This is a genomic window from Bradyrhizobium sp. DOA9 (assembly GCF_000617845.2).
GTDB lineage: Bacteria > Pseudomonadota > Alphaproteobacteria > Rhizobiales > Xanthobacteraceae > Bradyrhizobium.
This window is the reverse complement of record NZ_DF820425.1, coordinates 3,479,423-3,494,743: the sequence shown is the minus strand read 5'-3', so window position 1 is coordinate 3,494,743 and position 15,321 is coordinate 3,479,423. Positions and strand designations below refer to the sequence as shown.

The 15,321-nt window shown below is 64.6% G+C and carries 9 protein-coding genes; 3 read left to right on the top strand and 6 right to left on the bottom strand.

Going from position 1 to position 15,321, the window contains the following annotated elements; all coding sequences use genetic code 11:
• Window positions 1-290 precede the first annotated feature (290 nt).
• Both BDOA9_RS16270 and BDOA9_RS16265 read left to right on the top strand, forming a co-directional pair.
• Window positions 291-788: a hypothetical protein gene (locus BDOA9_RS16270; RefSeq protein ID WP_025035010.1), complete on the top strand. Its 498-nt coding sequence runs from the start codon at window positions 291-293 to the stop codon at window positions 786-788.
• Window positions 789-875: 87 nt separating this feature from the next.
• On the top strand, window positions 876-1,709 hold the full coding sequence (locus BDOA9_RS16265; protein ID WP_025035009.1) for a hypothetical protein: 834 nt from the start codon (window positions 876-878) through the stop codon (window positions 1,707-1,709).
• 28 nt (window positions 1,710-1,737) lie between these two features.
• Here the strand turns inward: BDOA9_RS16265 and BDOA9_RS16260 are convergent, their stop codons facing one another.
• From BDOA9_RS16260 to BDOA9_RS16245, 4 genes are all read right to left on the bottom strand, one after another.
• On the bottom strand, window positions 1,738-4,104 hold the full coding sequence (locus tag BDOA9_RS16260) for an efflux RND transporter permease subunit (protein ID WP_025035008.1): 2,367 nt from the start codon (window positions 4,102-4,104) through the stop codon (window positions 1,738-1,740).
• A 206-nt stretch (window positions 4,105-4,310) separates the two neighbouring features.
• Window positions 4,311-5,096, bottom strand: a complete 786-nt coding sequence (gene eutC, locus BDOA9_RS16255; protein ID WP_025035007.1) for an ethanolamine ammonia-lyase subunit EutC — start codon at window positions 5,094-5,096, stop codon at window positions 4,311-4,313.
• Between the two features lie 6 nt (window positions 5,097-5,102).
• Complete coding sequence (locus BDOA9_RS16250; protein WP_025035006.1) at window positions 5,103-6,689, bottom strand: B12-binding domain-containing radical SAM protein; 1,587 nt, start codon at window positions 6,687-6,689, stop codon at window positions 5,103-5,105.
• A 147-nt stretch (window positions 6,690-6,836) separates the two neighbouring features.
• Window positions 6,837-8,219: an ethanolamine ammonia-lyase subunit EutB gene (locus BDOA9_RS16245; RefSeq protein ID WP_025035005.1), complete on the bottom strand. Its 1,383-nt coding sequence runs from the start codon at window positions 8,217-8,219 to the stop codon at window positions 6,837-6,839.
• Window positions 8,220-8,453: 234 nt separating this feature from the next.
• Between BDOA9_RS16245 and BDOA9_RS16240 the strand changes: the two genes are divergently transcribed.
• Window positions 8,454-10,193: a methyl-accepting chemotaxis protein gene (locus BDOA9_RS16240; RefSeq protein ID WP_025035004.1), complete on the top strand. Its 1,740-nt coding sequence runs from the start codon at window positions 8,454-8,456 to the stop codon at window positions 10,191-10,193.
• A 217-nt stretch (window positions 10,194-10,410) separates the two neighbouring features.
• On the opposite strand, the gene BDOA9_RS16235 is transcribed toward BDOA9_RS16240, so the two are convergent.
• A complete protein-coding gene (locus BDOA9_RS16235; protein ID WP_244521481.1) occupies window positions 10,411-11,961 on the bottom strand; it encodes a hypothetical protein in 1,551 nt (516 codons plus the stop codon).
• 855 nt (window positions 11,962-12,816) lie between these two features.
• Complete coding sequence (locus tag BDOA9_RS16230) at window positions 12,817-14,790, bottom strand: cache domain-containing protein (RefSeq protein WP_445291810.1); 1,974 nt, start codon at window positions 14,788-14,790, stop codon at window positions 12,817-12,819.
• Window positions 14,791-15,321: the final 531 nt, after the last annotated feature.

Below are 15,321 nucleotides of genomic sequence, written 5' to 3'. Positions count from 1 at the left end.
TTCCCCACGCGTTCCATCGCAGATGTAAGGGATTGATACTACAACATAATTCGTAAGCACTGCGTTTTAATGCAGACCTGTTGCCGCGCTGCATCTCTTTGCCCGTCCTTGGCTGCCGGAAACGTGCCGAAACACGGCAAATCGCGGCCCTGGAGCACGGCGGGGCGGCGTGAACCGCCGTCTCTGGCCGCCGGGCTTTGAACCTGCGACTTGCTCGGAGCACTAAACTTTCGATGTGGCGAGACGTTCTCAATGGTGAGCGAACGTCGTTCCAAAACGGGATATTTGCGATGAAATTCATTGGGCGATCTGGACTGGCAATCACAGCGGCCGGCATCGGGGCGGCGCTGCTGTTTTCGGTTACGGCAAGCCATGCTCAGTCGTCCGGACCGTTTGCCGGCTTCGACGGCGCATGGACCGGCACCGGCACGGTGTCGTTGTCCGACGGCTCCACCGAGCGCATCCGCTGCAAGGCGGATTACAAGGTCGCCGGCAGCGGCCTCAACCTGAAGCAGGCGCTGCACTGCGCCTCCGACAGCTACAAGTTCGACCTCACCAGCGACGTGACGAGCCAGGGCGACCGCATCTCCGGAAATTGGAGCGAGGCGAGCCGCAACATCTTCGGCAACCTCCAGGGCACCGCCGGCGGCGGCCAGATCGACGTCTTCGTCGAGGCCAACGGCTTTGCCGCCAATCTGTCGCTGCGCACCAACGGCAACAAGCAGACGGTGCAGATCAGCTCAAAGGGCGAGATCCGCGGCGTCAACATCACCATGACGAAGGGCTGAAGGCCCTTCCGCTTGGACGAGGCGTACAGCCCCCGGTTCTCGCGAGCCGGGGGCTTTTTGCTGGCATGACGGAGGTCACTTCCGACGATGGACCCCATTCGCAGACATCTGCTCAAGGCCGCAGGGCTTCTCATCGCCACGCGCGCCTTCGCCGATGATCAGCCGGGAGCGACCATGCAACCCTCTCCCGTGAAGCCGCGTCACGTGCTGTGCTTTCTCGGCAAGGACGCCAGCCTGCTGCAGCCGCCAAAGGCTGTGGCCAAGACGATTGCCGATTTCGGCTTCGAGATCGACCGCTCCTATTCGCAAGCGAAGCCCGATGCGAAGATGGAACGCTCGTTCGGCGTATGCTGGGACCGCGTCTTCCCGAAGGCATGGTCCGCGGCGGACGAGGCGGCGGTCGCCAACCACAAGGCGGTGCTCTACGTGCTGAGCCCGCGGATGGATCAGGAGAAGACAGCCGCCGGTTCGGCCGCCGCACTGCAGATCGTGGACGAGATGTTCGACGCGGGCGCGATTGCCGCAAAGGGCGAAAGCGCCGGCGTCGCCCACGGCGTTGCGCGCTGGCGCAGCCTCGCCGAGCAGGCACGCAACGGCGCGAAGACGGAGCAAGGCCTTCGCATGACGCCGGCCGTCGCCAAGGCGTGTCGCCTCGCCTTCGCCAAGCGCCCGCTCGCCGGCGATCGCTTCTTCGAGAGCGTCGGCTACCACCTCGTCGGTCTGCCGGACGTCTATGTCGCAAAGGCGCGCGGCACGGATCGGTCCGCCGTGACGCTGATGGACGAGATTGCCGACGCCATGGCCGAGCATGGCATCGAAGCGACGCTGCGCGAGCGCAAGCTCACGCTGTCGCGTGAGCAGGATTACGCCGAGAGCAATTTCAAGTTCAATCCCTACGGGATCGTCCGCGTCGAGGCGTGAGCGCGAGGCGGCGCCTGCCGCCCCATACTCAGATCGCCGGCTTGTCCGTGCCCTGCAGCTTGCCGTGCAGGTTGATCAGCCACATCGCCGTCGGCCGCAGGATGAAGAGGTCGGCGACCAGCGCCATCACCATCGAGAAGGCGCTGAGCCAGCCGAACAGCCGCAGCGACGGCAGGTCGGAGAACACGGTGACGACGAGGCCGCAGGCCAGCACCACCGTGGTCAGGATCAGTGCCGGGCCGACCAGCACGGTCGCCCGCTCCACCGCCAGCGCCGAGCCGACACCCGGCTTGTTTTCCAGCCTGAGCCGGTTGAGGAAGTGGATGGTGGCGGAGAGGCCAAGGCCGAACGAGACGGTGAGCGCGACGACGCTGGCGAATTGCAGCCCCTCGCCCATCGCCCACAGCACCGTTCCCGACATCACCACCGGGAAGATGCCCGGCAGGATGCAGGCGAGCGTCACCACCCAGGAGCGGAAGGCGAGACCGATGAAGATCGCGACCAGCGCGAATTCGATCGTGAGGCCGTGATTTAGCTTCTCGATCATGTTCGCCGAGTTACGCGCAGCGATGGCGGCAAGACCCGTCACCGCGATCTCGTAGCCCGGATGCTTCTTGCGGACCGCGTCGAGCTCGGAATCGAGCTTGTCGACGATCGGCAGGAGCTGGCTGGAATCCTTGTCCGGCACGCGGCCTGCAACCACCACGGCATCCTGCTCGGCGTCGATGAAGCGCCGCACCAGATGCTCGGGGATGACGCTGACATATTCCTTCAGCGTCGCGACGTCGGCGCTGCCGGCCTTTTCCGCGAGCCAGCGGCGCAGGGTCTCGAGCGACCAGACGTTGCCGACGCCCGCCGCTTTCTCGACCGTCGCATGCACGTCGGCGATGGTCTGGAGCGTCTCCGGTGAATAGAGCGATTCGCCCTTGGGGAACGCGATCAGCACGTTGACGGGGTTGGCGCCGGTCAGCTTGGCGTCGAGCCGGTCACTGGCGGCGACCGCCTGGCGCTTGTCCGGCACCTGGTCGGCGAGCCGGTAGCGCGGCTCCAGATTGGCGTAGATGACGCCGAGGCCGCCGACGAACAGTACTGCGATCAGGCTGAACAGGCCGGGCCGGCCGACCATGCGCACCGCGATCCAGTAGCAGAAATTGCGCAGAGCCTGAACGCCGGCGTCCGCACCCTGGAACTTGACCGCAAAGACCTTCTCGTTGCGCACGAACAGCACGCCGAACACGGGCACCAACGACAGCACCGCGACCAGCGCGATGATGGTGGCGGCGAGCCCGGCCTCGCCGAACTTGCGGATCAAATCGGAGTCGGAGAATTGCAGCGCGATGAAGGAAATGCCGGCGGTGCCGTGCGTCAGCACGCAGGCCGGGCCAACCACCAGCACCGCGTTCTTGAACGCGGTGAACTTGTCCTGGCCTGCGATCAGCCGGTCGCGCGCGGCGAAGGTCAGCTGCATCGAGTCCGAGAAGCTGATGACCATGATGAGCGGCGTCATCACGTTCAGGAACATGTTGAGGTTGAAATTGGCCCAGCCGAGCGCGCCGAGCGCCAGCAGGATCGCGATCATCGGCGGGAATGCCGCCGCGATCATGAACGAGATCTTGCGGAAGAAGATGATGGCGATGATGCAGCCGGCGAGGATGCCGAGGATGTTGTAGGTCAGCCCGTCGCGCTCGACCGCATTGCGGATCTCGAGCTGCATCACCGGCACGCCGGAGAGCTGCACGTTGAGGCCGGTGTCGCCGAGGGTCTCCTTCATCAGCGCCCGGATGTCGGCGACGGTCTTGGTCAGCTTGTTGGAAGCGACCACCTCCGGATCGAGCGAGAGCACGACCAGCGCCAGCGTGCCGTCCTCCGACAGCAGCTTGCCGCGGATGATCTCGTTGTTCTTGACGGTCTCGATGAACTTGTCATAGGCCGCGCCCTCGGGCAGCTCGGGCGGGAACAGCGCCGCCGGCAGCTTGCCCGGGGCCGGCGCCTGGCGCGCCGAGAACAGCGAGACCAGCCCGCGCGTGCCCTCGATCAGCTGCAGATCGGTGACGAAGTCGCGCAGTTTCTCCAGGTTGTTGCGCGCCAGCAGGGTCTTGCCCTCGACCACGACGAGGACGTCGAACTCCTCCGCCGGGAATTTCTTGGTCACCTCTTCGTACTGGCGGAACTCGCGGCTGTCGGAGCGGAACAGCTGCGACAGCGAATCGTCGATCTTGATCCGGTGGATGCCGAACACCGCGCCGACGATCAGCGCGAGCAGGACGATGCAGGAGACGATCGGGGCCCGGACGGCGATCAGCCCGAGACGCTCCAGCCCGAAGGCGATGGAGGACGTAGGTCCCTGTTCGACCTTGTCGACATGAACCTCACTCTCGCTGTGCTTTTCGAGCATGCCTTGTCCAGTTCCTAAATCGGCTCATGTGTGAGCTTATTGCGCCCCGCGAACGGCTTGAAAACGCCATACCAATGGGAGGCTTGCCCCTTGAAAATGCGCGGAAAATCGCCGGCAGCGGTTTAGCAGGTCAATCACCCCTCTCGCAAGCAGGCGAAGTGTGGGCAAATCGATCAAGATGCGGCGATTTCGGGTTCGGTCCCCGGTCATCCCGGCGAGGATGTGCCAATTTGGCGCGGCGCGCGGTCTGCGCTCTCGTCCTTCAACGCTACGCCGGTGACCTCCCGGGCCAGCGCCTCGCGGACCAGCCAGGCGATCTTGAAGGCCGCCTCGTCATGGCTCAACCCGGCGTGGTGGATGTTCGAGACGCAATTGCGCTCGGCATCGGTGCGGCCGGGCTTCGGTGCGAAGGTCAGATAGGCACCGAGGCTATCGGGGGCGGACAGGCCGGGCCGCTCGCCGATCAGCATCAGGACCATGCGCGCACCGAGAATGGCGCCGATCTCGTCGCCGAGCGCAACGCGGGCGCCCGATGCGACGACGACATGGCCGACCGCGACGGCATCGCCCTCCGCTAGCGATTGCAACAGGCGCTCGACCACGATTGCCGCATGACCGTGGACCGCCGCCGCGGACAGGCCGTCCGCGATCACGACCGCGAGCTGGCATGGCGCCGAGACGCTTCGCGCCAGACGCTGCGCCGAACCGGGGTCGAGCTGTCGTCCCAGATCCGGCCGTCTTAGATAGTCGCTGCGATCGACCGCCCGGCTCCTCACCTCGGTCGCCGCAAGACCGAGCGCGCCGAGATCGGCGATCAGACGCGGCGTATCGAATGCAGCATGCACGGCATCGCGGGCGCGGGCATGATCGAGCGTGAAATCGAGCAGCGCCTTCGTCGGCAGGCTCGCGCCGCTGCGGCCGAGCGCGACGCGCGCCGGCGTGAACGCCCGGAGATCGAGGACGGGGCGGCGCGGCGGGGCCGGATCAGACATTTCGCATCATTCGGCGGGAACGGCGGCCTCGCGCAGCCGGATCGAATAGTTCGAGGCGTTCTGCTTGCCGCTGGAGGCCGCGCGCGCAAAGGTGATGAGATGGTGCGCGATCAGCGTGCAGCCGATCAGGCCTTCGAGATCGCCGCGCTTGATGCGCCCCAGCGCGAACTTCCAGAACACGCGCTTGTAGTCGCCGAGCACGCCGACCTTCCAGAAGATATTGCGCAGCATGACGAGGCCGCGCCGGATGTTCCGCCAGGTCTTCATCTCGTCCGGCACCGGTACCTTGACCCGGTTCACATAGACGTTGTCGCATTGATGCTGATAGCGCGCGTAGACCTTGTCGGGCGCGTAGGCGACCGCCATCGCGTGCTTCCAGGACGCGACGACCTCGTCATAGGGCAACAGGAAGTCGACGTTGGAATCGCGGCTGTCGTCGTCGACCAGGCGTCCCTCGCGCTCCAGCCGGTCCCACAGCGGCGTCTTCGGCAGCGCCTGCAGCAGGTTGATGGTGAGCAGCGGAATCCGGGACTCCTCGACGAAGGCGAGCAGCGCCTCAGAGGTGTTCGGCTTGTCGGTGTCGAGGCCCATGATGATGCCCGAGACCACCTCCATGCCGTAGGAGTTGATGGTCCGCACGCCCTCCAGGATCGGGACCATCATGTTATGGTCCTTCTGCATCGCCCTCAGCGCGTCGGGATCGGGCGTCTCGATGCCGCAGAAGATCGTAATGAAATAGGCCTCGCGCATCTTCTCGAGGATCTCGGGGCGCTTGGCGATGTTGAGCGTCGCCTCGCAGGCGAGCCGCACCACGTAGCCGGTCCGCTTCTGCCACTCGATCAGGTGCGGCAGCAGGTCCATGGCCGCCTTGCGGTTGCCGATGAAATTGTCGTCGACGAAGTACACCGTGTCGGTCATGCCGCATTCGCGCAGGCGGTCGAGCTCGGCGATGATCTGCTGCGGCGTCTTGATGCGCGGATTGCGGCCGTAGAGGCCGGGGATGTCGCAGAACTCGCACTGATAGGGACAGCCGCTGGAATATTGGATGCTGCCGAGGAAATATTTCTTCACGTCCGCAAGCTCGTAGGCCGGGATCGGAAACTCCGTCATCGGCACGCGGTCCCTGGTCGTGAGCACGACCTGGCTCTCCGGACGCGAGGTGTCGCGCGACAAAATCTCGATCAGCTGGTTGGTGGCGTCGCCGAGCTCGCCGACATGCAGATAATCGAACGCCGGATAATAGTCCGGGCAGGCGCTGACGGAGGGCCCGCCGAGCGCGACCGGCAGATCGAACTCATGGGCGCGGCGGCAGATGTCGTTCATCTGCTGGCGCTGGATGTGCATGCCGCTGACGAAGACGGCTTCCGCCCATTCGAACTCCTCCCTCGTGGTGCGACGGAGGTTCTCGTCGACGAACCTGACCTGCCATTCTTTTGGAAGATAGGCGGAGATCAGCAACAGCCCCTGCGGCGGCATGAAGGCGCGGACGCCATCGGTCAGGGGATAGGAATGCTCGAACGTGCCGAAGGACGAGGTATAGCGCGGAAACACGCAGAGAATCCGCCGGGACGTTCCGTTACTTTCAGCTCGCATCAAAGCTCCCCCGCCACACTCAAACGATGGTGCGGAAATTGCCAGCCAGACACATAGGGTAATGCTGCCGCCGGAATTTCTCAATATTGTGGCATAAGCATAATTCCGAGAGGCGCCGATGGTTTCCTGATCGACTTGCCCTCGGCCTCATGCGATCAGCCGCGCGGCAAAATCCGGCAGCAGGGCTGGATCGCCGGCAAGCCGGAAATCGGCGCCCGAAATGCCCGAGCGCGCCAGCCAATCGTCGAATTCCGGCGCGCGGCGCAGACCGAAGACGTCGCGGACATAGAGCGCGTCGTGAAAAGACGTCGACTGGTAGTTCAGCATGACGTCGTCGGCGCCGGGGACGCCCATGATGAAGGTGACGCCGGCCGCCGCAAGCAGCGTCAGCAGATTGTCCATGTCGTCCTGGTCCGCCTCGGCATGGTTGGTGTAACAGATGTCGACGCCCAGCGGCAGGCCGAGCAGCTTGCCGCAGAAATGATCCTCCAGCCCGGCCCGGATGATTTCCTTGCCGTCATAGAGATATTCCGGGCCGATGAAGCCGACCACGCTGTTGACCAGGAGCGGGGCGAAGGCACGGGCGACGGCATAGGCGCGGGCCTCGCAGGTCTGCTGGTCGACGCCGTGATGGGCACCCGCCGACAGCGCCGAGCCCTGGCCGGTCTCGAAATACATCAGGTTCCGCCCCACGGTGCCGCGCGACTGCGACAGCCCGGCCTCCTGTGCCTCCTTCAGCAGCGCGAGGTCGATGCCGAAACTGCGGTTGGCGGCCTCGGTGCCGGCGACCGACTGGAAGACGAGGTCGACCGGCACGCCCTGCCCGATCAGCGACAGCGTCGTCGTGACATGGGTCAGAACGCAGCCTTGCGTCGGGATATTCAGCCGCGCGATGATCTCGTCGAGCAGCCGCAGCAATTGGCCGATGATGGCGGGATCGTCGCTGGCGGGATTGATGCCGATGCAGGCATCGCCCGCCCCCAGCAGAACGCCGTCGAGGATCGAGGCGGTGATGCCCCTGGCATCGTCGAACGGATGGTTCGGCTGCAGGCGTGTGCTCATCCGCCCCTTCAGGCCGATGGTGTTGCGAAAGGCGGTGGTGACCTCGCATTTCCGCGCAGCCAGGATCAGATCCTGGTTGCGCATCAGCTTCGACACCGCGGCTGCCATCTCCGGCGTGATGCCGGGCGCCAGCTTGCGCAGGATCTCGGGCGTTGCCGCGTCCGACAGCAGCCAGTCGCGGAAGGCGCCGATCGTCAGCGATGCCACCGGCGCGAAGGCCTTGGCGTCGTGGCTGTCGATGATGAGGCGGGTGACCTCGTCGGCCTCGTAGGGAACGACGGCTTCCTGCAGGAACTGGCCGAGCGGCACGTCGGCGAGCGCCATCCGCGCGGCGATCATCTGCTCGGAGCTGGCAGCGGCGATGCCGGCCAGCCGGTCGCCGGAGCGCGGCGGTGTCGCCTTGGCGAGCAGGTCGCGCAGATCAGGGAAGCTGTAGGTCGTGGCGTCGATGCTGTGGCGGTAGACCAAGGGTCGCTCCGGGGTTGCTCGGCCAGCGGCCGACTTCAGGACTATCCCGAAAGACTATTCCGAAACTAAACCCAGGGATCAAGACGCTGAAATGGCTTGGCTTTCCTTCGACCAGGGACGGGGCGGCCAAGGCTCGCGTTAACGCCGCATCCATCTTCGTTCTGCATAGTTTTGCAACAATTTTACCCAACCCCGCTCACCGGCCGCTCCAGGCCAATCCGGGCCCTGAACACCATGATATCCGACCGATCTGGGAATGCCACGCAGCTGGCAGGCCGTTTCACGCTTGCCGGCAAGCTCTATGCGATCTTCGCGCTGTTCGCCCTGCTCACGGCGGCGATCGCGCTGCTGTCCGACTACAACAGCCGCCGCAGTGCCGACCTGGCGGGCGCGATCGAGACTGCGAATGCCGCGGCGCTGAACGTCGAGCGGGTCAACTCGCTGGTCTATGCCGTCGTCATGGAGTCGCGCGGCATCTACATGTCGACCGAGCCGGCCGTGGTGAAGAAATACGGCGACGGCCTGCTCAAGTTCAACGCCCAGATCCTCGACGTCGTGAAGCGCTGGGAGACCATCGTCAAGGCCGACGACGCCGAGCAGTTCGCCACGTTCAAGAAGCGCATCGAGCAGTTCGTCGAGTTCCGCAAGGAGCTGGTACGGCGCGGCGTCGAGATCAACGCGACGGCGGGCCGCGAATGGGGCGACAACGACGCCAACCGCAGCGTCCGCTCGGCGCTGAACAAGGACCTCGAGGCGCTGTCCAAGGTCTATGCCGAGCGCGGCAGGCAGATCGCGCAGCAGACCGAGACCAATCGCGAATTGTCCTTCGTGCTGACCTGTCTCGGCGGCGTGGCGCTGGCGCTCGTCGTCATCGGCATCGTCATCATCGCCCGCTCGATCGCCCGGCCGCTCGCCGCGATCACCGCCACGATCGAGCAGGTCGCGGGCGGCGCCGAAAACGTGAAGGTGCCGCACTCCGGCCGCGCCGACGAGATCGGCGCGCTGGCCCGCGCCATCCAGGTGTTCCAGGACTCGATGGGCCGCAACCGCAACCTCGCCTCGCAAGTGTCGCAGGACGCCGCCGCGCGCGAGCAGCGCGCCCGTCACGTCGAGCGGTCCGTCGAGCAATTCCGCGAGGCGATCGGCGCGATCATGCGCGGGCTCAGCGACAACGCCTCCGTCATGCGCGAGACCGCGCAGACCATCACGCGGGTCACTGCGGATGCGAGCAGCCGCGCCGGCACCGCGGCGAACGCCACCGAGCAGGCTTCGCACAACGTCACGGCGGTCGCGGGCGCGGCCGAGGAGCTGTCGGCCTCGGTGCTGGAGATCGGCCGCCAGGTGCGGCAGAGCGCCGGCGCGGTCGAGCAGACCGGCCGGCGCACCGAGAAGTCGATCTCCGAGATCGAGAGCCTCGCTGCGGCCACCCAACGCATCGACGGCGTGCTCAATCTGATCCAGGCGATCGCCGAGCAGACCAATCTACTGGCGCTGAACGCCACCATCGAGGCGGCGCGCGCCGGCGATGCCGGCCGCGGCTTTGCCGTCGTCGCGCACGAGGTGAAGGCGCTCGCGGGCCAGACCGCCAAGGCCACCGCCGAGATCAGCGAGAACGTCGCGATGATCCAGGCTTCGACGCGCAATGCGGTCGACGCCGTGCGCGAGATCGGCGGGGCGGTGCGCGAGATCAACGAGGTCACGTCAGCGATCGCCGGCGCCATCGGCCAGCAGGACGCGGCCACGCGCGAGATCTCCTCCAACGCGCAAAGCGCCGCCCAGGGCAACGAGACGCTGGTGGCGAACATCACCTCGCTGCGCGATGCCATCGGCGAGACCGATACGGCGGCGGCGTCGGTCCTCACCGCCGCGAGCAGCCTGACCGAGACGGCGCAGACGCTGTCGCGGGAGGTGGAGACGTTCTTCCAGAACCTGCGCGCAGGCTCGGCGGACGGCCGCATCGCCAAGGCGGGATAGCGGCCCGCCTGGCGCCGCGAAAGCGGTCGCTTCAACAAAAGCCGGAAAACAACCCCATGCACAGTAGACGGGGCCAGGCTTTTCAATGGCTTGGTCGGCCGGCGCGAAAGCCTGCTGTTTTTACGAATCGATTTTGACTCGTCGGGCAAAACACTGGCATGATGCCAGCATGGCGAGCGTGGCGCCCGCGCCGCGGCCGGGCGCAGCCGAACGGGCGTTACCGCTCCGAACCCGATCGGTCGACCAGGATCCGGACGCGGCCGCCGGCATCTTCGACTTCGCGGTAGCGACTTAGCTCCGCCTCGAGCTCGGGATCGGACCTTGCCCAGGCCAGCCAGTCGAACGGGACCGCGCTCAGCAGCTGGGTATCCACCAGGATCACATCCGGCCGGCCGGCGCGCAGGTCCGCGAGCAAGTGCCGCCGCTCGAACTCGATGATGCTGTCCAGTCTTGCACGCTCGCTTTGGGTCGGCTGCGTCGTCTTCTGGAGCATCATCGCGCCGGCCGCCAACAGCTGCACGCAGGAGCTGCCCACCCAGGTCCCGTTGACCTCACGGACGAGCGGATGCCCCAGCGCGACGTGATCGCCGATCGTGATCAGCCGCGGATGCCTCGCGAGAGCCTGGATGCGCTCCTTGAGCGGCGGAAACGGCCGGACCTGCAACGACAGGCAGTAGCCGACGAGCGCAATGGCAGCGAGGCCGGCGATCATGACCGGCATCCGCATCGTCCTCACGCGCGCATGCAACAGCGGCGCGGCAATCGCAAAGACGCAGAGCGCAAACGCCGTGTAGGTCCAATGCTTGCCCTGGAGAACGAAGCTCGCAGCTCCGCCGACCGCCGCGGCCAGCCACGGGGTCGCGTTGCCCCCGATCTTGAACTCCTGCGGGGCCAGCAGGCCGAGAAACACGATGGACCCGGCGATCACCGTGGCCGGAAAGGACAGCAGATCGCCCAGATTCATCCGCAGCGGTAGATAAGCGGCGGAAACCATCGGCGCATAGTCGAACAGATAAGCCGGAAAGACGATGACGAGGACCGCTCCGTAGCCGATCACGACGGCGGTCGCCGCCATCGCTTCCGGAGAGAGCAACGGCCTGAGAGAGCGCTGTCGAAGGGCTGCAAGCACGACCGGAAGTCCCACGACCAGGGCAAGGTGGGGCTTGATGCTCATGGCGAGCCCGGCGCCAAGTCCTGCCAGGACCGCCGCGGGTCCGGGGCTGAGGCCGCGCCAGCGGATCGCGGTGACGGCGACGAAAGGGGTCAGCGCAATGACGGCGATGTGCTCGCGCTGTCCGAATACGCCGCTCGGAAGAAGTGCGAACAAGAACGCGAACAGGCAGGTTGCGACGATCCGCTCTTCAGCTCCCAGCCTTGCTGCCGCAGCGGCCCGATCGATCAACAGAAGCGCGCCGGCGATTTCGACCAGGATCAGGATGATCACGATGACTTCAGGCGCAATGCCGGTCATTCGCGCCAGCATCGACGCCGGCATGTACAGATAGACCGACAGGGGCGGATTCAGCTCCAGGAGGTCGACGCCAGGCTTGCGGCCAGCCAGGACCTGCTCGCCCTCCGTCAGCAGGCAGGCCAGATCCGGGTTGAGAACGACGGGGATCTGGACGAGCAAGGCGGCCAGGAGGAGCGCAGCAACGACCAGCCAACGCAGGCTCATAAGGACATGGCGCGCCGGCATTGCCAGGGCGTGATCGCTGGTGGCCTCGGCAGCGGACGGTTTCTCGCGCGAAAGCGATCTGTGCTCTTTCACCTGGGTGAACCTGCCATGGCGTGCAGGGTCACTCTCGGTCAGCAGTCGTTACTTTTATGCTACAGCGATCCGATCCAGCACAAAGCCCCGGTGCAAACACCGGGGCTTCCTGATTGATCGGTCGGCCGGTCCTTGCATCGGGCCGAGGGGAACGGTCCCCGACGCTCAAACGATCAGCGCCGCACTCCGACGCGATTGACTCCTCCATTCCAGTTGGTCGAGCTTGCTGTGCCCGCCCGCACCGCCGCCCGAGCCACCGGACGAGGTCTCAGCACGACGCCGGCTCTCGCCACGCAACTCGGCGGGTAATCAATGTACTGGCAGTACACCACCGCATGAGCCGGCGCCGGGGCGACGGCCGTGCCGGCAATGCCCAATAGCAAGCTGGCCACAAAGCCCCTGCCAGCCAGACATTTCGTTGAAATACCCTTGCTCCGCATTGCGGTTCTCCCTTGCTCCTGAAGAAATTTCGTCGGCATTCCAAGACCCATCGTACGCCGCCGGCAACCAGACCCTTGATGGAGATCAAGGCGGCATCACAAACATTCGTCGCCGCATGCTGGGTGCGAAGTCTCTGATTCCAGTAGGGGGCCGATGCGCATGGGGCGGGCGCTCGATTTCGGCACCGCCGACCCACGGTCAAGAGGGCCGGCGTGCACGCTCCTTGTCTGGCCTCCTCACGAAGACGGCGGCTTTCCAGCCCACCAAGCCCAGGACGCACGCCATCATCACCACCAGAAAAGCACCGACGATCGCCTGTGGCTTGCGGTGAGTCGACCGCTGTAATCGCGCTTCAGGTTATTGTTTGAGCATGATCTTTTCGGAAAACCGCTACGCACTTTTCCGGATCATGCTCTAGGCGGCACGAACCAATTCATCCAGGACGCTTCGCTCCGCTTCAGTAAGTGTGAACCTCACCAGAGCGGATTCCCCGTCGATCCGGGCGATGGTGCCGGTTAGAGCCGCCGAGGTGCCCTCTATCCTCAGCTGCACCTGGGTTTCTATGGGCCACCTCGTGGGTATGTCGTCGACTCGCGCGCCGCCGGCCGAGATATCGCGAACTGTGACATTGAACGGAATACCAGCCACCAGAACCGTACCTGGCCGTCGGATCTCCATCCGCGTCGCGAGGCGGCGGTCGACGTCAGTTGTCGAAGTCCGAATAACGCGAACGAGCGTCGTGCGAAGGACGTCGACCTTCCTGGCGATATTCACCGAACCATCGAGGATTTCCGAAGCGCGGCGACCGGTTTCGGCAGCCTCGCGCGAGACTGAGGCGATCTGAGCCGCCACTTCGCGGGCAGCCAGCGAAGTCTCCTCGACAGTGCGAGAGATCTCCAGTGTCGTCGCGTTCTGCTCCTCGATGGCATCAGCAATGGCAGTGGAAACCACCTCCACGTTGCGAATGACCTCCCCGATCGCGCAAATCGACTGCACCGAAGCGTGGGTCGATTCCTGGATCTCGGAGATTTGTTGGGAAATCTCGCTGGTCGCTTTCGCCGTCTGCTCCGCCAGAGACTTCACCTCTGATGCGACTACTGCAAAGCCGCGTCCGGCTATCCCGGCCCGCGCCGCCTCGATCGTGGCGTTGAGCGCCAGCAGATTGGTCTGCTCGGCAATTTCGCTGATCAGATTGGTGACGGTGTCGACCTTCCCCGCGGCCTCGGACAGCTTTGCTATCGTCGATTGAGCATCCGTCGAGGCGAGGACCGCTCGCCGCGTCAGCTCACGGGAGGACGAGACCTTCGTGGCAATCTCGCTGATCGACCCTGCCATTTGCGAAGACGCCCTCGCCACCGTTTGCGCATTGGCAAGCGCCTCCTCTGCTGCGGCCGCGACGCTGCTTGAATTGTGACCAAGTGTCCGCGCCGTTTCGTTCATGGAGGTGGCGTTCTCCGCCATTCGGGCGGTGCCGTCGGCCACCTCGCCGACGGCTGTATTAGTCTCTCGCTCGACCGTCTCGGCCATCTCCTTGAGCGCCATCGCCTTGACCTGCTCGGCATGCACTCGCCGTTGCTCCTCGACCAAGGCCTCCTCGCGGGCCTTCTCAGCGGCCCCGATCTTGAACTGGGCGATGGAACGCGCCATTTCACCGAGCTCATCGGAACGATCGAGGCCCGGCAATTCGACGTCAAACTGCCCGGCCCCGAGCGCAAGCAGCGCAGAGGTCATGGACGACAGCGCCGATGACATCCGCCGTGCGATCACGAGCGTGATCGCGCCAAGCAGTACGATTACGGATAAGGCCGCGATGATCACGTCCCGAGCGCTGGTCCAGACTTGCGCCTCCAAGTCGTCGATATACACTCCGCTACCGATCACCCACCCCCACGGCGCAAAGCCGGCGACGTACGACAGTTTTGGCTGTGGAGTCTCTTTGCCCGGCTTCGGCCAGTGGTATTCGACAAATCCCGAGCCCTGACGCTTCACGGTTTCGACAAATTCGACAAACAGTCGCTTACCCGTCGGATCCTTGTTGTCACTCAGATCCTCGCCGTTCAGTTCCGGCTTGATCGGATGCATGACCATGCGCGGCGCGAGATCGTTGATCCAGAAGTAATCGCCATTGCCATACCGCAGACGACCGATCTCTTCAGCGGCACGTCCCCGGGCAGCGTCATCTGACGTTTTATTGCGCTCCGCACCATCATACTCGGCCTTCACGATGCTCAGCGCCGTTTCCACCAGATGGCTCAGCTCTCCCTGACGCTGCTCTCGCAGGGCCGTGGCGAGATTACTCACCTGGACGGCTCCAAGGCCGATCAATCCGCAGAAGCTCAGCCCGATAATTGCGTAGATGCGAAGCTTGATCGAGAAGCGCAGGTTCACGCGCATGTCTCCGTACATCTGGAATATGCCGTCCAACCGGGTGGCCGCGCCGACGGCTCAACAACTCGTAATGGAGTGCGGTATCGGTCGCGTTAAAGCAGATATCGGATTTCGGCAAAGTGAGGCCAGCCTTCGGTATTCCAACGAATCTGCAACGACTCGCGAAGGGGCAACGTGGCGACGAATTAAATCCGAGCCGACTTGACCTAGATCAATTTGTGCCTCCGGCAAGTCGTATTGCGATGGCATCATTGAGACCGCAGGCAGCTAATTACCGGACCGACTGCAACTTGGCCGAAATCCGATAGCCGCGGCAATTGACCGTCAAATGTTGAATGATATGCATCATATTTCGAAACTTGATTGACGAAGTCGCTCACCCGGCGAGGAATCTGCATGTCGAACGTAGTATCTCTTCCCAGCCGAAACCGACGTTGGGAGGACCGTCATCCGGCTCTAGAACGGCTCAGGGGGATTCAAGAAGCCTTGAACAAACTAGATACTTCTCGTCTCTGCAGCCTGGCCGATATG

Coding starts and splice junctions, on each gene's coding strand:
- BDOA9_RS16270 (WP_025035010.1), top strand. CDS start 291: ATGAAATTCATTGGGCGATCTGGACTGGCAATCACAGCGGCCGGCATC.
- BDOA9_RS16265 (WP_025035009.1), top strand. CDS start 876: ATGGACCCCATTCGCAGACATCTGCTCAAGGCCGCAGGGCTTCTCATC.
- BDOA9_RS16260 (WP_025035008.1), bottom strand. CDS start 4,104: ATGCTCGAAAAGCACAGCGAGAGTGAGGTTCATGTCGACAAGGTCGAA.
- eutC (WP_025035007.1), bottom strand. CDS start 5,096: ATGTCTGATCCGGCCCCGCCGCGCCGCCCCGTCCTCGATCTCCGGGCG.
- BDOA9_RS16250 (WP_025035006.1), bottom strand. CDS start 6,689: ATGCGAGCTGAAAGTAACGGAACGTCCCGGCGGATTCTCTGCGTGTTT.
- BDOA9_RS16240 (WP_025035004.1), top strand. CDS start 8,454: ATGATATCCGACCGATCTGGGAATGCCACGCAGCTGGCAGGCCGTTTC.